The following is a 23,009-nucleotide window of genomic DNA, read 5'->3' on the forward strand; positions in this document are numbered from 1 at the left end:
ATCAATACCCCTGGTAAAAGCCGTTAATGTTTCGAGATACGGCCGTCGTGCCGTTGATCATTTGGATGTCGTGCCCGGTTTCGGTCGCATTGGAAAGCACATAGCGATCGCCGTCCTGGGCGTCATAGGTCGCGATCTGGACGTTCGGTTTCGCATGGAACGGCTTCGGATACGTGACGTGCAGGCCGGCGGCCGGAATCGTGAGATTGATGTCTTGCTGCACCAAGTCGGGCACGTCAATCGTCCAGGAGAACTCGGTCACAAACGGCACGATGAGCGCATCGTCGGTATCGAGCACGAGCCGCACGTCGAAATACCGAGCATTGATAAGGCCCGGCACGTAATCACGCCAAGGCGTAAAGACGCCATCGTTGCCGGCGCTGCAAATTTGCGGGCGCACCTTGTAATGCTGGCGGTTCGATTCGTTTAGGATGTCGGCCACACCCAACACATCGTCGAGCGCCAGAACGTTTTCATGAAAATTGAATGCAAATTCCGCAATCGTAAAATCCACGCGAACTGGCGTGGCGTAGCCGATATCAACCATGTTGCCTGCATCAGTCCGGTAGGTTCCGCTCGGTTCGACGCCGCCATACCAGAGCACGTCATCCAATGCCAGCACATCAGCACAGGCCAGGATGTCGCCCGTGCCGGCCAGCGTGAGTTGATCGCCTAAAACGATAGCGCCACCGGCGACCGTGCCAGGCCAGGCCGGGTCCTCGTCGACTGTGACGAGCACATTGCGAACGAGCGTGGCTCCCGAGATCTGCAGACTGTCGGGTGTGCCGTAAATCACGACGCCCGCGGCGGTGGCGAATCGCGCCGCCACAAAATACAGTCCGTTGCCAATGGCCAGGATATCGAGGTTCGACGTGATGGCCACGGTCCTTGAATTGATCCAGGTCGAGCCCAGGCGCACCTCATAGGTCGGAGTCCGCACATCGACCACACGGTCCCAAACGAGCGCCGTCAAACCATCGCGAAATACGTTGGTGAGTCCCGTGACGGTGGGCAGAGGCGCGAGCAAGCCCTGGACGGTGTAGGCCGCATTAAAGGTGGTGCCGCGCCCAGACGCCGGGATCGGCGTGACAGCAAACTTAATCACATCGCCCGTGTGCGCAGAGAGGTCCATCGTGCGGGCAAGCGTGGTGATTGCTGGTTGCGCCACTCCGTTGATCGAGACAATCACCTGGACTTTTGTGTCGCTGCTCGCACTCGACCAGAACGCCGTCACGCGGATCATGTCGCCGGCAACGCTCGTAATTTCCTCGGAGAATGTCACACCAAAAATTACGCCGCCGAGCAACGCCCCGTCTCTGGGCGGCGTATAGCCATAGAGGTTGGTTTCGCTGGCGTAATAATCCGGGTCGTCATCAATACCGATGAATTTCACGCCATCCTCGCCAGCGGGCTGGGCGTCGATGATCTTGATGCGCCGACCCGGGGTGGCCAGCGGATCGAACTGCCAGGCCCAGTCCATGGGCACAATATCCTCGTAGCCCGCATCGCCCGGTACCGGGAAGTCGGCTGGCAAGGCGGTAATGATTGTGAGCGCCTCGGTGTCGCCCATCGGCGCGCTCACCTGGATCAATTGCATCGTGCCGGACGGATCGCGCAGCGACACCCAGCCGGTACCGCCCGAGGGTACGGTGCGATCGAGCGTGATCGTCGTGCGGGTGAGCGCCAGGCACCGACCTGCATAGCTCCAGACCGTGAGGTCATGGCTAAACTGCACCACATCGCCTCGCGTGGCCACCATGCCCTCAATATCCATTTCCCAGGACACGCGCCGGCGCTGGAACGCCTGGGAGGCGGCAATCAGATTGGCTTCGCGCCCGGCCATGTCGACATCGGTACAGCCGTCCAGGTCGAGCGTGGCCGTGGTGTTGGTTTTGGCGACATTGGGCACCTGGACGCGCACACTATCGAGCTGCCAGTTACGAGCCGGATTGATGAAATTGCACACCACCTCATCGGCGGTCGCATCGTTGGCATAGTTCACCTCAAACGTGCCGGCCTTGATGTTGTAGGGCCCGATCATGGCCACCACGGGCAGGTTGGCCGCGTCCCAGATCACGCCCAGCTTGCCGGTTTGCCAGGTGTAGGAGGCCCGGCCCGCACGGGCAATCATGGTCAGTACGTCATGGACACTTTTTTTCTCGGTGAGGACATAGTTAAAGGTGAGCTTTTTCTGATCACACCAAGCTCCCCAGGCTTTGATGGCTTCGATTTCGATTTGAGTGTCCGCAAAACCAGCGCCATAGATTCGGTCGCCGTTGGCCTTACGGGCGCCGCGGGCGTACCAAAGAAACCACCAGGCCGGGTTGGACGACTCGGCCCATACCCAGGTCGACCCGTTCCAGACATAGCAAAACATGCTGCAGATGGCGCTGAACTCATCGATCGCGCCATTAAGCTGCGCAGTCGCCTTGATGCGCACGGCAAGGCGCCATTGGCCGGTATAGTCGGCCGTATCGGGCTGGTAGCACAGGATCTGATTGACGGCCGATTCGTTGGATTCTCGGGTGTCTTTAATATCGGCCGTGGTTTTCTGTATCCGGACCTCGTACTGACCTTGCGCGACCGACCAGCCGATGGTTTGCCGGGTCGCCTCTTGGCGCTGGCCAGATAGGCGTATGCCGGCGGCAGCGGGCGTAAGCAGGGGGTCCGGCGCCACGCCTTGCCATGGCTGGCCGAGCGCAAATGGATGCGGCGTCCAGCGCCAGACGCCATACACATCGACCACCTCGGTCGGTTCCGTGGAGGACGCCGCCCACCAGAAATTGAACTGAATATCGGGCGGAGCCGACACATCGGTGGTGCCCACGAGCTCCGTTTGCCCATCCGTGTGATCTGTAAAGTTGGTCGACCCATAGCGGATCTGCGCGCCATCCTGGCCCCAGATGTTCGTGGCTTTTTCGCGCAGGGACCAATAATGTGTCGCATAGGTGGCACCAATCGTACCGACACTGTTCCATGCGCCGGACGGTAACTGGCGGTATTGCAACTGATAATCCGCACTGCGCCAGGCAATCGTGCCATCATCGTTGGCATAAAACAGGCTCGCGGCCAGCTCAACGCTGATGTAGGTCGTGTCGATGGGCGTCGTGCGCGAATTCCAGCCGTCGGCCGACGACAGCACGAACCCCTGGATCGTATCGACGTTGCCCGGAAACAGGGTCAGATTGCCTTTGATGTCCGAGCCCTGCAGCTGCACACCCTGAAAATTCGTGATCGGCGTGTCGCCAATCTTAAAATCGCTCCAATTGCCTTGCCAATTTTGCAGGCCCAAATGGAACGCCTGGTTCAGGTACTGATCATCGCCCACGTATTCGCTGTAGGGCTGCGAGGCCAGATCAGGCACCACTTTATGCCGCCCGAAAATCAGCATCATCGGTTCCCACGGCCGGGCCCGGTTGCGTCCGCCCGAGATGGCATAGCTGGGATTCGATTCGTACTTGGCGGTCGTGCCGAGCTGGGCGGTGGTGGCCTTGGGCATGGGCAGCAGGGCAGTGACCAGAGCTGTGCCGCCGATCATGATGCCGGCGCTGGCTACAGCCCCCCATACGCCGCCAATAAGACCTCCTGTATAGACCGACGCGATAACGATCGCAATCATCGCCACGGAACGCAGAATTTTCGAACCGCCGCCACCGCCACCCAAAGCCCTTGCCCGGATGATCACCAAATCGCCAGCGCGCGGAATCAGTCGCTCCCAAAGTGCGTCTGGTACGCGGCAGCCGTTATGCCAAACAGCCACCGGCCCAGCCGGCACGACGATGCGTGTGCGCTCGATATAGGCTCGCAGCGTCTCACGATCAAGGAACCCGGCATAGGAGATCTCGCGACCATCGCCCACCAGCGCATGCGGATGGCTGATGAGCGCGGGCAGTTGATTCATTTCCATCGATAAAAACCCTCGATTTTGAAATGCAGGCGCGTCAGCACACGCAAGCGCTCCCTGGTTACAGCCCCGAAGCTCTGATTGGCATGAAGTACCCACCACTCGTTCGCCAGCCAGCACATGATCCCGATGTGGCAGTCGTGGCCACGTCCGACGAGCAAGACAGGCTCTCCATCGGCGGGCGCGTCGATACGCGCGGCATAGTCGCCTTTAATCTCTTGGATCTGTTTGGCCTGGTCGACATAACCTTGAGCATGAGCTGTGGGCAATCCAATCGTCTTGCCCAACACCTCTTTGGCTACCTTGGCGGCCAGGGCTGCGCAATCACCTGTTTCAGCGATGTAAGGTTTGCCGACATAGCCATCCGACCAATGCATACCGAATACCCATAAAAAAGGCCCCGCAATATGGCAGGGCCAGAAACGAAAAAGCCGCCCGGAGGCGGCCTTAATACAATGATATTTTTTTCAATGCGACATTAAAGTCGCGAACTCCGGAGATTTGACGGCTTTTCCTACCAGGTCCTGAATCGCTGGCATAAAGGCCTGTGCTGTTTGATTGCAAGCCGTTTCTCCATAGAAACTGGTTTGGTAAGGATATGTCTCATTGAGAACCATAGTTTTCCCATTGGATGATTTCAATGTCAACGCCGCGTCCCAGTGGCCGCCGTTCGATGAAAAATTGATGGAATCTAGATTTCCGCTGATGGTCACCGGAGATGATGTTGAGTAGACTTCAGCAATTTTCATTTCATCGATCAAAGCCTTCCTGATGTAATTCGCGAACGATTCTCCATCTGGCGTTTTTATGGGGCCTACTCCGCGACACATAATCTCCTGAAGATCCGTGCCTTTCCTGCTGTCTTTGACAGTTGATGTAAATTGACCGACTTGCACCGGCGTATTTTTCAGTGAGCGCAAGGCGACCACGTTATCTGCTGAAATCGAATACCTACTGGTTGAATAGGTGGAGCACCCAGCCAACAACAGCGCAGCAGTAGCGACAATTAGAACCCTCATTATTTCTCCTTGTAACTTTTATTAAGAAATAAATTCTACCAGTTGCCCGGATTGGTGGTCGGATTGAATGTCGTGACGGTGCCGACCTGGCCTAACGTATTCACAAAGCCCAGCGTACCCGTCACGGTCAGGTTATTGATGTTCAGATTGGTCAGATCCAGCGTCATGTCAAACTCGTGCAGGTCCGGCGCGCTGCGCATGACCTGAATGATCCGACATTTCGCGCCCTGGCCGCCGCGGCTATACTCGAGCCACTGGGTCAGCTCGCGCCCAATGTTATCGATTGATAACTGCGCTTGCGGAATCTGGCCATCGACATCATCAGGCAAAGTCACCTGAAACGCGCAAGCGATAAATTCATTGCCATTGGATGTCAGGTTCTGCGTATCGTTTACCACACGCACCGGCTGGGCCAGATCGGCATGCGTGATTTCGAGCATGACGAGAAACGGCTCATCAGCGCTGGTGGCCAATAGATTACGCCGGGCCGCAGAAGTGTAGGTGCGCATTAGCCTACGGTCTCCAACTGCACGGCCGCCAACCATACAATGCCCGGGCTGCTCCATTTCAGCTTACCACTCACAATGCGAGTCTGCTTCGTCACGCTGTCCAACGGGTCGGCCCAATCGAACCAGCCGGCACCGCCATTGAGATCCGCTTCAAACCAAGCGTCAAACAACAATTTATCGGCGAGCTTTTTGACCATGACATTAGCATCGCGCGTAACGATGGCTTTTGACCATCGCGGGCGCTGCTTGGCCAATCCGCCATCCATATCCGTGCGCAGCACACCAAAGTCGGGTGTTTCACCATAACCGGGCAACAGAACTTTGGCGTAGGAAGGGAAGGTTGTCATTTACACAGCTCCCATGGCACGCAACTGTTGGCCAAGCCGGCCATTTCGATTGATGTCTTTGAGCACAATATCTATTACCATGCCATCGGCATCGAATCGTGGAGTTGCCTGCTGCGCCGCAAGGGGCTGGCTCGAATTATTTGTGAGGTTTACCTTCACATTCATGCCGCCCATGGGTGCGGCACTGCCCACCACGCCGCCGCCCGCGTAGCCACGCAAACGCATTGCCTCTACTCGAGATACGCCGCCATTTCGGCGCACATCGTCCTGACTGAAAACAACTTCGCCCTTGTGAACAATTCCCGCTGGCGTAAGCTTGCCACCCGAACCGGTGTAGCCGCCAAGGTCAAACCCGCCAAGCATCGTATCGACGGTGGCGATAGGGTCGATCGTGCTAATTGCGCCGGCGCCTGATCCAGAAAAGAGCTTCCCAACGATGCCACCGATGTTTCCGGTTTTGTCAAAATCGCCAAGTAGCGCACTCGATAACTGACTGGCCGCTAGGTTGGCCGCCATCTTTAGCAGCATATCTTCAAAAGCTGTGCCAATATCGTCAAAATTGCCTTTCAATGCATCGTAGAGACTGTCGCCCAGACTTGACTGGATGTTTTTGGCGGCCTGCTTGGCAAACTCACCCATCGAATCCGTTTTGCTGGCAAAGGTCTTTTCGAGCCGAGATACCGCATCGGCATAACCTTCGGCACTCAATGATCCGTCATCAAAGGCGTTGATCAGCACGCTCATCTGCTGAATGAACTCTTCGCCCTTGGCGTTGTCCGGATACAGCGTATCCATGAGCTTGGAAAACGCTTCTGCCTCTTTCTTGCGATCGGCTTCAGCCTGGGTGGCCTCTTTGATGAAATCCACCGAGGACGCCAGCGCAATAGCGTAGTCCTGCTCCGTTTGCGTCTTGAAGGTTAGCGTGCCAGCGCTGATTTTCTGCAGGAGCTTTTCGGTTTCGGTTTGCGTGCTGATGAGATCGATCTGGCTTTGCATCTGCTTGATATAACGATCGCCATCATCGAGCTTTTCTTTTGTGCCGCTGGCATCCGCCTTGATGGTAGGTGCGGCGTTGCCCTTACCCGTGCCGTTGGCGAATTTGACTGGATCAAATGCTAAGCCATCATCGCCAATAACGCCAGCCTGCCAGAGATTTTGATACTGATGGAGATTACCTCCCATCAGATTGGCAAGTTTTTTGTTCGAATTCTCGACAATTTTGTCACGCTCGGCCACAACCGCGGCCAACTCGGCGAGCTGTTTTTTCTGAAGCTCTGGGTCGAACATGCCAACAAGCCCTGTTTTGTCGACAGCGCTTTGCGCAATAGCCACTTTAATATCTGCAAACACTGCTTTGAAGCTGTTCGCGGCAGTGTCCACTGTATTGATCATCAAGACGATTTCGTCGACTGTGGCGGCAAACGTTTCGCCCACGCTGTTTAACCAGCTTTGTAGACTGATATCCTGAGCCAGCGAATGCACCGATTCAGCCAAGGTGCCGGTATTTTCGGCGGCTGAAACCATAAACTGCGCGTACTTATTGAGCGTGGGCAATACTTCGGTGGAGATTTGATCAATGCCGCCCTGAAACATTGTATGTAGGCGCGACAGATTATCGTTGAAGTCTTCAGCCGAGCGGGCGACATCGGTGCCCAATACCACACCGTATTTCGCGGCTTCATCTCTCAGCTGGGCCAGACCATCGGCACCGCCATTGAGTAATGGGATGAGCTGCGCGCCGGCCTTGCCGAAAAGGTTGACCGCCAGCGCTGTTTTTTCTGCGCCATCCTTATAGCTTGCGAATTTATCAGCGACTTCGCCCAAAATGGTGTCGCTATTTTTGAGCTTGCCACTGGCGTCGTTGACGCTGATCCCCATGGCGGCGAAGCCTTTCACGGCATCGCCCGTGCCCATGGCGGCATCGCTCATGTTTTTCGTGAGCCTGGTCAGCGCCACACCGAGCTGCTCATGATTCACGCCCGCCAGATCGGCGGCATAGGCCAGGCCTGTGAGGGCTTCCACCGATGTACCGGTGGACTGAGCCAATTTGCTCATATCGTCCATGGCGTCGATAGATTGCTTGACCAGGACGGCCAACGCTACGCCGGCGCCGGCCAGCGCGGTACCGATGGCGGCGCCGGCAATGACAGCTTTTTTGGACAGATCGCTTAGCGCTTTTTCGGCGCGCTTGGAATCGGTCTCGAAGCTACCTGTTTTCATTAGCAGGTCGACGACGATAGATCCAGCAGTTGTGCTCATTGAGATACTCTATCGAGGAGGTTTGACACCAAACGCTTTAAAGGTCGCGAGATCCGCATCTGAAAACTCACTATCCGATTCCGAGGGTTGCAAAAAGTCCAGCATGTCGCTGATCGAGCCGCCTGCCAGTCTGGTGGCGATAAGCGCGGCGGGCCGATGGAAGCGATGTAAATCGTCGAAAGGTTCCTGCAGATAAAATTCCTGCCAACGCAGAAACTCGGCTTGTGTCATTGAGGCTTGCCATTGCTCAATGGTTCGCCCGCCCAGCGCCAGGGCCAAGACATGCCAGAACCATGTCTCGCCCTTTATGCGTTTCCCTGTTTGCCCGATCCATTGATTTCCAAAATGATCTTGGTAAGAGCGTTGAGCACAGGACCCTTGAGAGTGAGCGCCTTTTCAAAGGTCAAGGCAGGGGCGCCGTCGGGCTCACACAAACTCGCCGCCACAAGTCGGAAAATAGCCTCGGATTGGCGCACCTCGTCTTCAGATTTTTCAGCCAGGCCGAATTTGCGAAACTCGACGGCGGGCAGCTCTTTGAAGTAGAGCGTATGCTTCTTGCCGTCGGGAAGGTCTACTTCGCGCTCATGGACTGTCGCGGACACGAATAAGGAGTCGTCGAGCATTATGCGGTCTTCCAGGTCCAGGCCACGGAGCCCGAGCGCTGCAGCGTCAGGGTACCTTTGACGATATCGTTGGTGGCGATATCGATGGCTACGTCTGCCACGTACGCCGTAAAGAGGGCGCTTGTGCGGTCGGCCGCTGGCGGTGCTTGCAGGGCATCGTTGCTATCGAGCGTGGGGGCCGTGATACCGTCCGAGAAGCCGATGAGCCAGGAAATTTTGTCCCCTGAAGTCTTCAGATCAAAGAGCTCTTGTTGGTCCGCCGCATTCGGATGAAAGTTGAACGGCACAGTGACCTGGCCAGGATTACCCAGGCCGCCCTCGAAGGTTTTGTCGTCGATGTTGTCCAGGCAGGTCGAATCGATCTGATCTCGAGCGCCGCCCAGGCCTTGAATGCCGGTAGGGCAGGTGAGTGTCATAACGGCAATCGGGCTGCCGGCGGCCAAGTACAGCTTGGTCCCTTGGGTTTTCACTACAGGCATGGTCGTGACTCCAAAAAAAAGCCCGCTCGAAGGCGGGCAGATAAAACGGTTGAGAAAAATCTATCTGTTTGAGATGAAATCAGCTTCTTGACTGATCCGGTAAAGCTTCGTGTCGGGGTCGCGACCATCGATCACGATGTGATTGGTCAGCCCTGCAGCATCCAGGGCCATACGTATGGCAGCGCCAAGGGTTTCGATCTCCGTGTCCGATTCGCTCCAGGCGTCGATCTGGACGCTATCAAAGTCGCCGCAAGGCGAACTGCTTAATTGGTTATAGGGCTGGTCAGCGACCACGAACCACGTTATATATGGTTTGGCAACATCCTGAGGAGCTGTGCCGTGTCGATAGATGCGTACAGGGCTTGATCCGATCAGAGCCGTGATCGCAGACACATTTAGAATTGGAAATACGAGAGGCAGCATCATTTTGTCTGATTTTGAGCCGCAAGCTTCTTGACGACAAGGTCCAGGCGGCGTATCAGATCCTTGCTGATGACATCGATGGCTTCGGCTCCTTTATTAACGACGGCTGGGCGCATCCAGGGTGTGGCGGGCTGGTGAATAGATCCGTATTCCAGCAGACTGGCGGTTTTGCGAGTGGTTACAGGTTTGCCGGTATTGCGATCTGGGTAGGTTTTTCGCCGCACGCGCACCAAGTATCGCTCGCCGTTTTCTCCAAAAATGGCTTTGCCACGACTGGCGATTACATTCTTTTCCAGCAATCCGGTCGACTGATCGCCATTGACGGCGATTTGCGTCTTCAGGTTTTTTATCGCTTCGTCGCGAATCAATCGGGCGCCCTTAGCCAAGGCTAGCTTTACCGGCCCGCCGCGCTTTGAGACAACCTCAGCCGGCAGGCTCTGTAGTGTAGCCAGCACGCCACTCAGGCCAGAAATATTCATTTCAACTTTCATTGTCCGTCGCTGACCCCAGAAATACACCGCAGCCGATATTCGCGTCGGGCAGTAATGTCCGTTTCGATACTGCCGATATTGAAAATCTGCCCATCCCACAAAATACGCATGGATTGCATTAGGCCCGGGAACCATCGCAACGTGATTCGAGCAGCGACTTCGGCCTGCACGGTACCCGATTGATTTAATTCCTTGCCTGGCCCGGTCAACACTTCCGCGGGCACATCGACAAGTTCCGTATTGGAATCAAGCCACACGTTTTGCCAAGTCAGCGCGATGGCGCCGGTGGTCGGATCTTGAGCATTGACCTGCTCCTGGATGATCACGCGATGGCGCAGTCGATGGGCCAACATGTCAAACACCCAGGCAAAGGCGATGTGGCATGAGCTTTACCTCGGCCGCACGACGCAATTTGTCCGCATCGTCAGGCGTGGCCTGATAGGTGGCCTGTAACAACAATAGGATGCCCACTATGACGCTGCCAGGTACCGGGTCTTCGCTACTGGACTCACTATCCCACTCGATCAGGTTGGCGCGATTCATAAACTGGACGGCTTCGTCCTCGGCACCATCGAGCAGGACCTGGAGCTTGGCGTCATCGGCTGAATGGATAATGTCCAAGAAATTCTTGGCCACAGTGAGATCAATAACGCTCATAAGATATCCAAGTGCCTGCAACGTGCTTGATGTCGGCGGCCGCCGCCACCAGGTCATTGAGTGTTTGCGTGACTTCCACCACCGGCAGGCCATTGTCATCATGAAAAATGATGATGCCGCCAGGTCGAATTGCGGCCTTGGCCAATGCGTAGTCGTTTTCAACGCCACGTCGACTGTGATCGGCATCGATGAACACGGCATCAGCGTGCGGCAGATCTTCTGGAACAAGATCGAAACTGCCATTTTTGCGCACGATCAGCTCAAAACGCGGGTCGGACAGGGCCATCTCGCCGGGCCGCGCCGGCACCTCACGACGCTGAACCGGCATGAGAGTTTGATAACCAGCCTCGACATCGATGCCGACATATCGCGAAACCGTCGGCACGTTACGCAGGATAGCAACGGCTGTACGACCATTGTTCACGCCGAACTCAATCACAGTTTTTGCAGACACTGATTCGATCAGGTGCATCAGTACGCCTAGTTCCCCCGGGTTAAAGTAGCGCGAGGGCAGACCACCCAGGTTATACCTGCGCGGTGCCAGGTGCACCGACTCTCGATTTCTCGATATGAACATCTACAAACTCCAGTAATCGTTGCTCGGCCCGTGTAAGGTCGATCTTTTTGACACATCGATGGGTATGGCTGAAACATTGACAAGGCGCAATCGGGTCAATACCCAGGTAGGGAGCCAGGGCCGCGCCAGCCGAAAATGAGGCGCTCGACTCATAGCCACCAAACACTACAACAGAAGCGGTCCCCACAGATTGCGCCAGAATTACCGCAAAGCCAGGCGACGTAAAGACTAGAGCCGCGCGCTGCACCAGCGCGGCCAGCACCTCGATATCCAGCTCACCCGAATGCAGCGTTACGTCAGCGTTTACCATATGGCCGACTGCCCATTCCTTCTTAGGTTGCAGGTCGGCCACGCTTACCACAAAAAAACGGTCTCGGATTGATTCAAACAGCGTTGCGTACGCAGTATGGTCGGGATTGCGATTTCGACAACCTCCCCATTCCGCACGCTCCACCAGTGGCCGATAGATGAGAATGGGCTTATCTGGGTTCCAACGATCAATCCATTGCTGAGCGCGGGTCTGCCACTCATGCGGAATCGATAGCGAAAAATCACCAACCGGCACGCCACACTTGGCCGACATGGCCCCTAACACCGAGCCATGCTGACGCACATACTCGGGCGGATAAGACACAGTCAGGCGCCGAGCTTCACGTGGAACACCACTTTCAAACTTACTGGCTTCACGCGCAGCGTTTTTCGCCTGTGTGCGAAGTTTCGAGCCTTTGCTGACCACATGTACATCTAAGTCGTAATACAGGCACGGCCAAGGTGTTTCAAGCCAAATATCGTGAGATTGCGACAACTGGCGAATCACCGATCGTTGATGAAGGTTGTCTCCCAGACCGTGCATGCCCTCAATGAAAAGAGCGGGGCGGTGGTGCATCAACACATCATCGAGCGCCGCAGTCGGAAACACGGTCAATGCGGTGGCCCGACTGCAATTAACGATCTCTATACCGCTCAAGTCCTGACCTACCTGTCGAAACTGAGCCGGCCATTTATCAACCGATCCGGCATTACCCAAACCACGGGGATGATCACCATGCCAATGAGATTGGCCATTGGTTTTCTGACAGTCATAGCCCAACAACATAATGCGCTTCGCGCCCAGATGGGCGGCCAGTGCGATCGCGCCGGCACCCGAATTCTGATAGGTCATGAAGCGAGCTTTGGTCACATCCGGACAATGCTTTCCTGTTGACCACATTTCACCTTTGAAGGTCTGCTGTACCTCGACAAGATAATGTTTCCACCAAACGGCATCCATGGCATAGAGCACGTCAGCCCAAGGCGCCAGACGAAAGCTCGTATTTACAACAATAACGCCGCGACCTTCTTTCTCCTGCCGCCAGTATCTGACAGTTTCACAATCGTCTGCGGTAAGGCTTGGGCCGCTGGCAATGCAGACAACAGTGTGCCAGCGGCCTGGCTGGGGTCATCGAGCCCCAAATTACGTGAAACCAAACCGGAGCGTTCCAATGCTTTGGCGTGAGTTTCGCTCACCTCAAAGCATTGACCGCGTTTGATTTGGCCGTAATGATCGAACCCATGCAGGGCCGTTACTGATACCATGCTACCTACCTTGACAATAGCAAGGGTCGATGACCCTTGCTATTTAGGGTTACACCGACGCCGGCAGACCGTCGAAGTCGCCCTTGACGAACGACTCGGGACGGAACACAGAAAGCCCGACACGCTCTTCGCACAAGATCGTGACCATGTTTTTCACGAAATTGTCGCGATCCTCGGTCGAAACAGTGACCGACACATCTTCACGGTCCCATCCCTGCGCACCCTGCTGAAAGGCTCCTACCAGGAAGTCGCTCGCTGTCATGGCCTTGGTCGGAACAACCGGACGGCCCCACAGACCTGGAACGGCCAGGCCCCGAGGAGTCGCAAACAGATATTGGTTGTCTGTGGTCTTGGTCAGTTCGATCGCAGCCCAGTCAATGGGGCTCAACACAATGCCGTCCGCATCGAATTCGGCCAAGGTGACTTGCAACATAGCCAAACGAAGACGGTCGATAGCGGTTTCCGCTTGAACCGTTACGCCTGGGTTTGCGTAGGCGCTGGCTTGGGTGTAAATACCGTTCAAGTTCAGCCCAACGCCCGAACCTTTGAGCAACTGTGCTTCTTCCTTGAGTTTGAGTCCATACCGAAGACGACCGTCAATATAGCTGGCCAGCATCGCGGCATCCGAAAGTACTTGGCGCGAGGCGCGTACCCAATGAGCAATCGTGGCCACCGGATCCGTGTCGAGTTCGAAGGTGATATCGGATTCGGGCTTCGGGTTCGTCGGGTTTTCTGACACGACATCGGCATTATTGGTAAAGCCTGTTTCCCGTACGTACTCAATACTGCTTGAGCCCGTGCGACCCCAGTTAAGTAGATCGCGAATAAAAAGACGTTGCTGCACGGGCATTACCATGCCGATGCGCTGGGGCACGATTAAATCGCCCGCGGACGTACCGGAGCTCGTGATTGCCGCTTTGATGGGCACCGAAAAGCTACCTTTCCCACCGCTTGCGGCGCGCAAGGCAAATGCTTCGAAGCCGTCGCTTTCGATAAAGGCCTGGCCCATGGATTTCGGCGCGGCATTGCCGCCGCCGGACTCCAGTTTGACCATCAACTGTTCTGCCGCCTGCAGACGCGCCTGGAGTTCGCCCTGTTGCACGAGCAGCTTGTCGACCGAAGCCTTGGTTTCTTCAGACAGTTTGGCGTGATTCTGAATTTCAGCCTTTGATTGCTCGGCGTACGCCTTTAGATTGTCGCTGACCGTTTTTAGATCGGCCTGGACCTGCTTGTATTCTTGTTCAAGTTGGCTCATTTGAGCACTCCTAATAGTTGGCTGGAAAGTACTGCAGCGATACCCGTTGCCGGGTCAGTGTCAGCAGCGCGAGGCGTGCTGCGTCCGGTAGCGCCAGGCGTACCGCTGCCAGTGGCGTCACGCACACTGGACTTGATTTCATCGAGTAATTGCTTGCGTTCGGTGCGCGGCATGCCAGACTTGGCCAGCGCTATATCGAATTTCCGCGCGGCGAAAGCGGCATTCTTGGCAGAAGCGTCGGTTTGCACCGCATCCTGACTGAGTAGCGCGTCAGCAAAGCCTTGATCGATCGCTGCGCTGCCGGCAATCCAGCTCTCCTTGTCCATGAGTGCGGCCATGTCTTCTTGTGAGTCGCCGGTGCGCGTCGCGTAGATATCGGCCATGGCTGTATCGAACGGCTCGAGCCAGTCCGCCACTTCGCGTAATTCGTTTCTATTGCCGGCAGCGACGACCCAGGCGTTATGGATCATCAAAAATCCGGCGCGGGCAATTTGCACTTCGTCGCCAGCCATAGCGATAATCGATGCGGCTGAGGCGGCAATACCCAGTACCTTCACCGTGACTTTTCCTTTGTGTTCACGTAGCAGGTTATAGATTGCCAGGCCCTCAAACATGTCACCGCCCGGACTGTTGACGTTCACGGTCACATCTTTATCGCCCATCGTGCGCAAAGCCCCAGCCACGCGCTTGGCAGTAACGCCGTCGCCTGTCCAGTAATCGACACCAATCACATCCAGCACACTGATGGTGTTTTCATCATCTATGGCTGCATGAATGCCTGGATTCCAGCGCTCCAAGGCCCTGGGCGAAAGGTCGTAGCTGACCCGCGTTTTGATTTCATTGGTTTGCATTGTTGGCCTTTTGTGTTCCGATTTGATCGATGGGCGCCAGAGCAGTTTGCACGGTCAACACATCGGCATTGCCGCCGCGGCGTTCGCGGTTTTCCATTTCGCGGACCTCGTCGCGAGTGAAGATTCCGTTATTCACCATCTTTGAATAAAACTCGCCCCGTGCCGCGCTGTCGGCGCGCAGCAAGCCTTCGATGCTGAATTCGGCGTAATACCGCAGTTGCTCTATAGGGCTTAGTAAATCCTTATTGATGGCCTGCTCAATCCGGGTGAGCCACGGACGTAAGGTAAACGTCAGAAAGCCAATCATTTGCTGCTCAATGCCCGTGCCCCAGCTGGTCGAATTACCGGTATGGCCCACCATATGCGGCGGAACTCGAAACCATCGGCAGATTTCCTCGACGCTAAATCCGCGTGATTCCAGAAGCTGAGCATCCTTGGGGTTGATGCCGATCGTCTTGGCATCCATGCCCGCCTCAAGCACAGGCGACTTCCCGGCATTTATGGCGCCGCTGATCTTTTCCACGGCCTTGCGAAAATCCTCTCGCTGCTCAGGTTTGATCGAGCGGTCAATGGTGAAGGCTACCGTTGGCGATAAGCCATGTTCAAAAGTGCTGTTTGATGCATTGCTGGCGGCCAGTGCGGACCCGAATACCTTCGCGCCATATTCAACTGCCGATAGCCCCCAGTTTCCATCTGTCGTAAACCCTGGTATCCGAAAAATATTCGACTCAGGAATTTCCCGCTGTTTTCCATTCATTTCGGTGTAGCGAAACTGCCTATTGCCCTGCGAGTTTCGAGTAATGAAGAGCCGGCCCGGGTAAAGAAATTCCAGTGCCACCAATCGATTGCCGATCATTTTCTTTTCCGCCATGCCATTGCCGCGCAACAACATTGACACAATCTTGGCCTCCCAATAAACCGTGGCGGTGGAGGTTGCGTTCGGCCTGGAGTGGATTAAGGTATACAGCGGATGTTGCGTAGCAAGACGGCGACCATTGGTCGTACGTTCATACAGACCGAGCGGTAGCGTTGAAATTGTTTCGGAGATGAGTCTGGCGCAGGACCATACCGCCGAAAGCTGCAAGATCGTCTTTTCATTCACTTGCTGGCCAGCCTCGGTTGAGCCGAACTGCGCCCAGAATCCGTCGCTCAGCAAGCCGATGGGCACACCAAGCCACCCAAGCAATGCGGATTTAACTCGGCCTGGCTTTTTATAGGATTTCATCCGTATGTCTTTGCCTTAGAGCGTCGAGGATCTGTCGCGTGGACAGCCCGCATATTCGCCGTCGAATGTCGTTACGTCGATCTGTTCGTCATCCTCGGCCGGCGCGCCGAACGCAGCCAGCAATACATCGAGTTTGGCCTCCAGGCGCGTCAGCCGATCGTCCGAACCCATGGTGCCAATTTGTATTTCGGAACCTAAAATCACAACTTGGTTGTCAGGAAATGTGCGGGCTGCAAAATCATTGATAACGCGACGTTGTTCCTCATTGATGAGATTGCTTACACTGAGTACAACGGTGTCGCCGGGCTGAAGATCCAGTTTCTGCATGGCAGCCAGTACGGTAATTTCGTTCATGCGATGATTGGATCCAAAATAAAGTTATCAAAGCCGTCATCGGGCTCTTCGTTCAGCGCGCGGCCCATGGCCATAATTAATGCAATTGGCGCATCGATCTTGTTTTCCGGCTTTTCTTTCGTCGGGTGGCGCAAGCCCGAGAACTTCGATTCGCGCATGACCACATTGCTGATCATCCAGGCCACCGCTGGGTTATCGTCATGCTCGATGTTTTCAGTCAGCACCAGGTTTTCAATCTCAATGATCGGCAAGGTGAACCGGCTGGATGTTTGCGGCATCTCCACCATCAACAACCCATCGTCTTCGGCCAGTTTCGCCGCAAAATACGCAGCGAATTTCGGATCGAACATGACTTCCTTGATTTCATGCGCGTCCCGCAGCTGCACGAGATCCTGGCGTATCACATCAAAATCCGTGGCGTTGCCGGGTGTCACGATCAAGTGCTGCGATTGTTCCCAGTTGTAAAAATGCCGATTTTCTGGCGCGTGCGCCTGATCTTCGTTGTGATAGAGTTTGAAGAACACGTAATACTTTCCGCGGCGCTTGAACACAATACACAGCGCAGCGATATCCTTCTTTTCAGCCAAGTCCAGGCCAATCCAGCAGGGCTCCCCAGCAAAATCTTCCAGGCGAAGCCGGGCGTTGCCTCGAGCTTTCCAATCTTCCACCGGAATCCACTTGGACCCGCCACGCAGCCATATATTGAGCCGCTTGGTCTGAAAGTTTGGTAACTCGCTGCGCTGCCGTCGAGCCTTATCCGCGGCGCTTTGCAGGTTTTCCACATAGACCGACACGCCTAGGTTAGGATTGGCCTTGGCCCACTCAATCGGGTCATCCCACTGGGCCGGATCGTCCACCGTGTAGATGATGGCCAGAAACTCGTCATCATCGAAAATTCCCTCGAGTACCTTTTCTGCATACTCGTGTTGCGCATAGCCAAACGACGAAAGATCAAAGCCGGCCGTTGTGATCTGCCAGACCATGGGCTGGCGACGTGCCCCCAAACCCGACTTGATGACGTCATAAATCTCCGCTGTCGGGTGAGCATGCACCTCATCCAGGATGGCGCCGTGCGGGTTTAAGCCGTCAAGGCTTTTCGAGTCCCGGCCCAGAGGCACGAACTTGTCGGCGCGGCCTGGGCGAGGGTTGAAAAGCTCGTTTAACCGTATGCCGATGTGCCGGCGCAGATGCGGTGAGGACTGCACCATGCGCACAGCTTCGGCATGAGTGATCTTCGCCTGTTCCATCTTCGTGGCGGCCGTATAGACCTCGGCGCCGCCCTCACCGTCAAATTCAAACAGGTACAACCCGATCCCGGCGAGCTTCGTGCTTTTACCGTTCTTGCGCGGAACTTCTTCCCAAACCTCCCGGAACCGGCGAGTGCCATCTTCGCGCAGCCATCCGAAGGCCAGCGCAATCCAAAACTGCTGCCAGGGCGACAGGACAAACTGCTGGCCCGCCCACTCGCCCTTGGAGTGGCGCAAAAACAAAAATGATTCGAGCGCGTGTTGGGCGTGCGCATCCGAAAACCGCAGGCCGCGCAAATGCCCGACCTGCAGATCGCGGTAGTGCCGTTCCACTGCCAGCTTGGTCCAGCGACAAACCGATATTTCGCCGGCTATCACACCACGGCCGTATGCCTCCCAATCAAAGGCGGTCACAGCAATAACTACACTTCGCGCAAGCCGATGGCGACTTTGCGACGGCGGTGTGCTTCCACTGGATCATCAAAGAGCGATCCTTGTTCGGGCGCGTCCAGGGCGCTGACCGTCTTCTGAAACGAAGGAATGGTGAGCGCGGCCTCAGGCAACCACTGCAACAATTCTTTCTTCAGGGTACGTGCCACATAAAACAGTTGATGCGGCTGCTCGTACCCGTTCGGCGTCTTGACCACATAGGAGCCATCATTCTTTTTTGCGAAGACATTTAGCGCTTCTTCGGCCTCGGCCCAACGAACGAACGTCCTGCAGATCACCGTGAGCATCATGGCATCGGTACGGTGAATCAGTCCGTAATCCAATAGAGCCGCAGTGACGTGGTCCCACACCTTGCGCTCTTTGGCTGATAGCCGGGTCTCAGCAGCAGGGATTTCGCTCGGGATAACCGAGGCGGCAGGCGCAACTTCCCCGTCCTTGCCCGTGACTGCTGGCAGAAGTTGAAGATGTGATGCCATGGTTTATGGGAGGTTGACCCCCCCCCTATTTAAAAACTTTACCTACGCGAAAGAACACTGAGCGGCCGGTTTCCAGGCCAAATATTTCAGACTTTTTGCCCACCCCTGCCTTGAGCGCGGAGCCGCTCGGCCTGGCTCTTGACGTCGTGGCAATCGTCGCACAGCCCTTGCGTGTTGCTCTCATCGTCCGCGCCACCCTCAAAGAGAGGCACAATGTGATCACGCTGAGTCGCCAACCGGATACGGCCAGCCTTGATACATGCGACGCACAGTGGCTCCTGCGCGAAGAGTTCTTCGCGTAGGCGCTGCAGTTTGCGGCCCGTGATGCGCTTGGTCTCAACTGGACGCTTGACCGACCATGCGACGGGCCGATGCTTGGCACAACCACCGGCACCGTCGTACACCAAAGCACAGCAGCCCGAATGTGTGCACGGTTTCGGCGCGGATTGGCTCATATCACCACTGCTTGACGTAATCCCGGATGTCGAACACGACGGAATAGCCGCCAATATGACGGCCGGCGATCTCGCATAGACCAATACCCAAAGCCAGCCCAATCAAAATGCCAAACATGAGGTCGCCTTAAATCTGAAATAACTCGGCCCACCAAGCAACGATGCAGGGTGGGCCGAGAAGCTGCGATGTGGCGCAGCGGAGGAGAACAGGGTGGTGTTGCAGTAGCGAGTCACAACGACCGCTGGAATTTACCGTATTTTGCCCTGTTTGGTATAAAGCGCGAAATTATTTTTAAACAATTCGTTCGCGGTGCCGCGATTCACGCAACAGCTTTTGCGCATCGAGCCATGAAGCAATGCGAATATCGGCATGACAAAGGCGACGATGTACGGTTGCACGAGTCACTGCCAGCTTCTCGGTGATCTGCGAGACACCGCCGCCCCAAGTGTAAAAGGCCACGACCACAGTGCTGAGGTCATTAGGTAGGGCAGCGATGGCCTGGTCGATCATCATGGCGTCTGCCTCCATGGCCGCACTGATCTCAATAAAGTTATGGCGGATGGTTGAACCCTCGATATATTCAAAGCTTGGGCTCGTATAGCCGTCGCTGGCCAGCCGCCATAATGCCCAGCCTTCCAGTCGTTGATCAATCCACTTGATGCGCTGCATGTTTCTTTTCCTTTATCCAGGGCGTGCCCAGCTCGTGTCCGTTCTCACGTGCATAAAACGTAGTTTCGCCCTTCAGCCCCTTGCGGATTTGGGCATCGATCATCTCGCTACCGAAGGCCTGGCGCATTGCATCAATAAAGGCGGCAGTTCCGGGCATGTCGTTTCGTAAGCTCTTACTCATCCGTCTAACCTCAAAAATAGGTTAGACGGCAGGTTAGACGGCTGAGAACCGCATGGATGCTCATTCCGTCTAACCTCCTAACCTATTTATCAATAAATGAAACTTAAAATTTAGTAGTGTGGTGTTGGGCATGTACGTACACGCGCACGCGGGCGCATGTGCGCATGTGAAAAGTGGCAAAAAGGTTAGGAGGTTAGACGAGGCCAATGTTTACGCGGGTCTTGGCCGTCTAACCTGCCGTCCAACCTTTTCGGGTTAGACGAAAACACACGTGCGCGTGTCATCGCTACCCATCCCTGGAAGTGCGACAGATTGACGGGCTTTTGACCCATGAGAGTGTTATATCGGCAGCGTTTCATGCTCCACCGATACAGTGCTGCCGCTGGGCGCAGGTTCTTGCGCTTCAGGGCGTTCGTAGTAATAAAGTCGATGGCCGGTTGCCTGTCGGCCCTTATGCCAACCCAAGCGCGTCATGATCGAGCCGATGCGCGTAGTGGCTGATCGCTGGCCATCAATCTTGGCCAGTTCCATTTTGATGGCACCGGTCAGAATCTGTGCGGAGGTAAAGTGCTTGGCGACGGCCTGAACCGGCTCATCGAGCCATTGAGCCACGGTTTCGTGCCAGGGGTCGACCAACTCCCGCATTTGCTGTTCCGGCACAATGAGCGTGGCTTCCTGTTCGCGTGTCGGGTAGACCTGCTCGCCGGCCAGCACTTCATGCATGGCCTGCGCAAAAAGCTGATCTCGGATCTCCGCAATGAGTTTGAGATTCACTTTTGTGCAGAGCACCGACCAGAATCGCCGGTTACCCGTCGGGTCTTTGTGGTATTCGTAATTATTGGTCGTGGCAGCGAACACCGTCTGGCGCAGCTGCGTGACGGTACGGCTTCCGTAGGGCGGTCGATAGCGGTCCTGTGCCTGGGAGAGAAACGCTTTGATGCGCGTGGACTCGGATCGATTGAATGCGTCGAGTTCGGCTATTTCATAGATCCAGGTGCCCAATATCGACATGAACACATCTTTGCTGTTCAGATCGAGCGGCGCATCGGAAAACCATTCGCCGCCCAGGACACGCAGCGCGCTCGATTTCATCAGACCCTGAACACCTTCGAGAATCAACACATAGTCGCCTTTGCAGCCCGGGTTGATGATCCGATTGACGGCCTGACGCAACCAGAGTGACCCCACCAGGCGGCTGTATGCCGAATCGTTAACGCCCAGGCAATCCCGCAGCCAAATTGAGCGGCGATCTTCACCATCCCATGCCAGCGACTCGAGCCAGGCCAGCACAGGATGGAATTTATGGCGACTGGCGATCAACCGCACACCTTCACCGATGGTGCTGGTGCTTTTAAACAGCAGCCGGCCCGTGACGCCCAACCACATGCTGAGCTCCAGGTCATCCTCGGCGGTCCATTCGCCGGCGGGCGACACCCAGGGCGGCGTGCGCAGCTTTTCAATACGTCCGGAAAACTCGTTATAGCCCACGAGCCCCTTCAGTTCGGGATGTTCGGCCAGGGCAATCGCGACATTTTCCTTGCAGTCTGCATAGCCGCCGCCGGGCTTTTGGATCAAGAACGATTTCCAGAAGGGCCCTGCGGCAGCGGGCGCAGGGGATGAAGTCGCTTCTGCCGCTGGCGTCGCCATAGGGTTGTTCGCGTGAATCGAGTCCCGCAAACTTTTAAAAACCCAGGTTTTGAGCTCTTCGCCGGTTTTACCCTCAGCAAGAGCATCCGCCACATCCCACCCGTCCAAGACGGTGCCTGGTGTCGGTACCATAACGATGCGCACCTGACACCCCAAACCCAGGAGAATTGCTGCAATGTCTTCTGCCGCCTTAATGCCGGGTTGACCTTGCCGGCCAGGCCCGGCCTGTTCGGGCAGCAGCTCGTGCGTCTCCTTGTCGGTCTTCGAGTCGCAATCAGGCCAGATGATGACCTTGCGGCCCGCAAGCGGCGCCCAGTCAGCCTTTTTGACGGCCTTGCCGCCGCCCGGCCAGGACACCACATCGAACCAGTCACTCATCGCCGCCCGGGCCGCATCGACACATTTCTCACCTTCGACCACCAGCACGTATTCTTTGTTGCTGAAATGCTCTACGCCATAGAGCGGTCGGGGATCGGGAAAGGATAACCATCGCCACTCGCAACGGCCCGATTTACTGTCGCGTGCCCAGCAACACGGGATGATTTCCTTGCCGCCATCGGACGTTTTGAATCGATAAATATGGCCCAGCAACTGGCCAGACATATCGTGATAATCCCACCGGGCTTCAGCGTGGCCGCGCACCGGATGCGCCACCGGCGCCGGGCCCGCACCTTCTGGTATGGGTAAAACGGGTATCCAGGTGGTTTTAGGTCGTTTCGAGGGAGATTCGACAGGGCGGGGCGCGGCCGCCGCCGACACGGCCCCCGCTATAAACCCGAGCTGGATGCCAAGCTCTCGGGCGGCCTTGCCTTGTTCACCTCCCGTGAAGATCGCCGCATACAACGACACCAGGTCGCCGCCGCGATCGCCATCGGAGGAAAAATCAGCCCATTGTCCGGTTACGAGATTCACGCCCAGTGACCGGCCTGCCTCGCCCTTTATGCTTCCGCAGCGCCACTCGTGGCCATCCCGGACGCCATTGGGTAGCCAGTCTGGCACGAGTGTTTCGGAGCGGCTTAGGGCGGCGTCGGCTATTGCCTTGAAATCGAGCTTTTCGGCCATGCTCACCGTGCCTCAAAAAATGCGGTCGGTAAAGTACTCCCAACGATTCTCAACGATGGCCCGGCAACAAGTCCAAATTTAGCCACTCGTTTATTTACCCCGGCAACAGGAATTCGAGCCACGATCTCAATACGGCCGGAGTCGCGCAAGCGTCGACAAGAGTCTTTTGCTGCGGCATAGCTGCATTGGAGATCCACGGCCAATTCGCGGGTCGTCTTGTCGGACCGAGCCAAAGATTCCAATATCGCCGCAGATACATCGCCCAACGGCCGG

At 56.1% G+C, this 23,009-nt stretch carries 26 protein-coding genes; all 26 read right to left on the bottom strand.

The annotated features are described in order from the left end of the window. Window position 1: 1 nt before the first annotated feature. The 26 genes from ACYVIS_RS19070 to ACYVIS_RS19195 all read right to left on the bottom strand — a co-directional run bounded on the left by ACYVIS_RS19070 (window position 2) and on the right by ACYVIS_RS19195 (window position 22,736). Window positions 2–3,907 (bottom strand): TipJ family phage tail tip protein, encoded by a 3,906-nt coding sequence (locus tag ACYVIS_RS19070; protein ID WP_460874765.1) that lies wholly within the window; start codon window positions 3,905–3,907, stop codon window positions 2–4. Then, window positions 3,898–4,281 (bottom strand): hypothetical protein, encoded by a 384-nt coding sequence (locus ACYVIS_RS19075; protein ID WP_460874766.1) that lies wholly within the window; start codon window positions 4,279–4,281, stop codon window positions 3,898–3,900. Before ACYVIS_RS19075 ends, ACYVIS_RS19070 begins: the two co-directional genes overlap by 10 nt. Window positions 4,282–4,371: 90 nt before the next feature. After that, complete coding sequence (locus ACYVIS_RS19080) at window positions 4,372–4,923, bottom strand: hypothetical protein (RefSeq protein WP_460874767.1); 552 nt, start codon at window positions 4,921–4,923, stop codon at window positions 4,372–4,374. A 35-nt stretch (window positions 4,924–4,958) separates the two neighbouring features. Continuing rightward, on the bottom strand, window positions 4,959–5,432 hold the full coding sequence (locus ACYVIS_RS19085; RefSeq protein ID WP_460874769.1) for a DUF1833 family protein: 474 nt from the start codon (window positions 5,430–5,432) through the stop codon (window positions 4,959–4,961). Then, the gene (locus ACYVIS_RS19090; RefSeq protein ID WP_460874770.1) at window positions 5,432–5,779 is read right to left on the bottom strand and encodes a hypothetical protein; all 348 of its coding nucleotides are present in this window, start codon (window positions 5,777–5,779) and stop codon (window positions 5,432–5,434) included. Before ACYVIS_RS19090 ends, ACYVIS_RS19085 begins: the two co-directional genes overlap by 1 nt. Beyond that, a complete protein-coding gene (locus ACYVIS_RS19095) occupies window positions 5,780–8,038 on the bottom strand; it encodes a phage tail tape measure protein (protein WP_460874771.1) in 2,259 nt (752 codons plus the stop codon). 9 nt (window positions 8,039–8,047) lie between these two features. Continuing rightward, a complete protein-coding gene (locus ACYVIS_RS19100) occupies window positions 8,048–8,269 on the bottom strand; it encodes a phage tail assembly protein T (protein ID WP_460874772.1) in 222 nt (73 codons plus the stop codon). Window positions 8,270–8,343: 74 nt separating this feature from the next. Beyond that, window positions 8,344–8,661, bottom strand: coding sequence for a hypothetical protein (locus tag ACYVIS_RS19105; RefSeq protein ID WP_460874773.1), 318 nt, complete (start codon window positions 8,659–8,661; stop codon window positions 8,344–8,346). Then, the gene (locus tag ACYVIS_RS19110; RefSeq protein WP_460874774.1) at window positions 8,661–9,140 is read right to left on the bottom strand and encodes a phage tail tube protein; all 480 of its coding nucleotides are present in this window, start codon (window positions 9,138–9,140) and stop codon (window positions 8,661–8,663) included. The genes ACYVIS_RS19105 and ACYVIS_RS19110 overlap by 1 nt, the downstream gene beginning before the upstream one ends. A 60-nt stretch (window positions 9,141–9,200) precedes the next feature. Then, on the bottom strand, window positions 9,201–9,566 hold the full coding sequence (locus tag ACYVIS_RS19115) for a DUF3168 domain-containing protein (protein ID WP_460874775.1): 366 nt from the start codon (window positions 9,564–9,566) through the stop codon (window positions 9,201–9,203). Further along, window positions 9,563–10,042 carry an HK97-gp10 family putative phage morphogenesis protein gene (locus tag ACYVIS_RS19120; protein ID WP_460874776.1) on the bottom strand — a complete coding sequence of 160 codons (480 nt, stop codon included), beginning with the start codon at window positions 10,040–10,042 and terminating at the stop codon, window positions 9,563–9,565. Before ACYVIS_RS19120 ends, ACYVIS_RS19115 begins: the two co-directional genes overlap by 4 nt. Before the next feature lie 8 nt (window positions 10,043–10,050). After that, window positions 10,051–10,407, bottom strand: a complete 357-nt coding sequence (locus ACYVIS_RS19125) for a head-tail adaptor protein (RefSeq protein ID WP_460874778.1) — start codon at window positions 10,405–10,407, stop codon at window positions 10,051–10,053. 1 nt (window position 10,408) lies between these two features. After that, a complete protein-coding gene (locus tag ACYVIS_RS19130) occupies window positions 10,409–10,711 on the bottom strand; it encodes a head-tail connector protein (RefSeq protein ID WP_460874780.1) in 303 nt (100 codons plus the stop codon). Continuing rightward, the gene (locus ACYVIS_RS19135) at window positions 10,698–11,183 is read right to left on the bottom strand and encodes a class I SAM-dependent methyltransferase (RefSeq protein ID WP_460874781.1); all 486 of its coding nucleotides are present in this window, start codon (window positions 11,181–11,183) and stop codon (window positions 10,698–10,700) included. The genes ACYVIS_RS19130 and ACYVIS_RS19135 overlap by 14 nt, the downstream gene beginning before the upstream one ends. A gap of 52 nt (window positions 11,184–11,235) precedes the next feature. Beyond that, a complete protein-coding gene (locus ACYVIS_RS19140) occupies window positions 11,236–12,570 on the bottom strand; it encodes a glycosyltransferase family 9 protein (RefSeq protein ID WP_460874782.1) in 1,335 nt (444 codons plus the stop codon). A 32-nt stretch (window positions 12,571–12,602) separates the two neighbouring features. Further along, window positions 12,603–12,863 (bottom strand): hypothetical protein, encoded by a 261-nt coding sequence (locus tag ACYVIS_RS19145; protein ID WP_460874785.1) that lies wholly within the window; start codon window positions 12,861–12,863, stop codon window positions 12,603–12,605. Window positions 12,864–12,912: 49 nt separating this feature from the next. Beyond that, a complete protein-coding gene (locus tag ACYVIS_RS19150) occupies window positions 12,913–14,118 on the bottom strand; it encodes a phage major capsid protein (protein ID WP_460874786.1) in 1,206 nt (401 codons plus the stop codon). Beyond that, a complete protein-coding gene (locus tag ACYVIS_RS19155) occupies window positions 14,115–14,969 on the bottom strand; it encodes a head maturation protease, ClpP-related (RefSeq protein ID WP_460874787.1) in 855 nt (284 codons plus the stop codon). The genes ACYVIS_RS19150 and ACYVIS_RS19155 overlap by 4 nt, the downstream gene beginning before the upstream one ends. Further along, on the bottom strand, window positions 14,956–16,137 hold the full coding sequence (locus ACYVIS_RS19160; protein WP_460874788.1) for a phage portal protein: 1,182 nt from the start codon (window positions 16,135–16,137) through the stop codon (window positions 14,956–14,958). Before ACYVIS_RS19160 ends, ACYVIS_RS19155 begins: the two co-directional genes overlap by 14 nt. A 72-nt stretch (window positions 16,138–16,209) precedes the next feature. Then, window positions 16,210–16,548: a hypothetical protein gene (locus ACYVIS_RS19165; RefSeq protein ID WP_460874789.1), complete on the bottom strand. Its 339-nt coding sequence runs from the start codon at window positions 16,546–16,548 to the stop codon at window positions 16,210–16,212. Next, window positions 16,545–18,209, bottom strand: a complete 1,665-nt coding sequence (locus ACYVIS_RS19170; protein ID WP_460874790.1) for a terminase large subunit — start codon at window positions 18,207–18,209, stop codon at window positions 16,545–16,547. Before ACYVIS_RS19170 ends, ACYVIS_RS19165 begins: the two co-directional genes overlap by 4 nt. A gap of 8 nt (window positions 18,210–18,217) precedes the next feature. Continuing rightward, a complete protein-coding gene (locus tag ACYVIS_RS19175) occupies window positions 18,218–18,721 on the bottom strand; it encodes a P27 family phage terminase small subunit (protein ID WP_460874791.1) in 504 nt (167 codons plus the stop codon). An 86-nt stretch (window positions 18,722–18,807) separates the two neighbouring features. Beyond that, window positions 18,808–19,176 (bottom strand): HNH endonuclease, encoded by a 369-nt coding sequence (locus ACYVIS_RS19180; protein WP_460874792.1) that lies wholly within the window; start codon window positions 19,174–19,176, stop codon window positions 18,808–18,810. 292 nt (window positions 19,177–19,468) lie between these two features. Continuing rightward, window positions 19,469–19,846, bottom strand: a complete 378-nt coding sequence (locus ACYVIS_RS19185; RefSeq protein WP_460874793.1) for a hypothetical protein — start codon at window positions 19,844–19,846, stop codon at window positions 19,469–19,471. Further along, window positions 19,824–20,027 (bottom strand): hypothetical protein, encoded by a 204-nt coding sequence (locus ACYVIS_RS19190; protein ID WP_460874794.1) that lies wholly within the window; start codon window positions 20,025–20,027, stop codon window positions 19,824–19,826. Before ACYVIS_RS19190 ends, ACYVIS_RS19185 begins: the two co-directional genes overlap by 23 nt. A gap of 339 nt (window positions 20,028–20,366) precedes the next feature. Beyond that, a complete protein-coding gene (locus ACYVIS_RS19195; protein WP_460874795.1) occupies window positions 20,367–22,736 on the bottom strand; it encodes a virulence-associated E family protein in 2,370 nt (789 codons plus the stop codon). Window positions 22,737–23,009: the final 273 nt, after the last annotated feature.

Source organism: Paralcaligenes ginsengisoli (genome assembly GCF_054781135.1).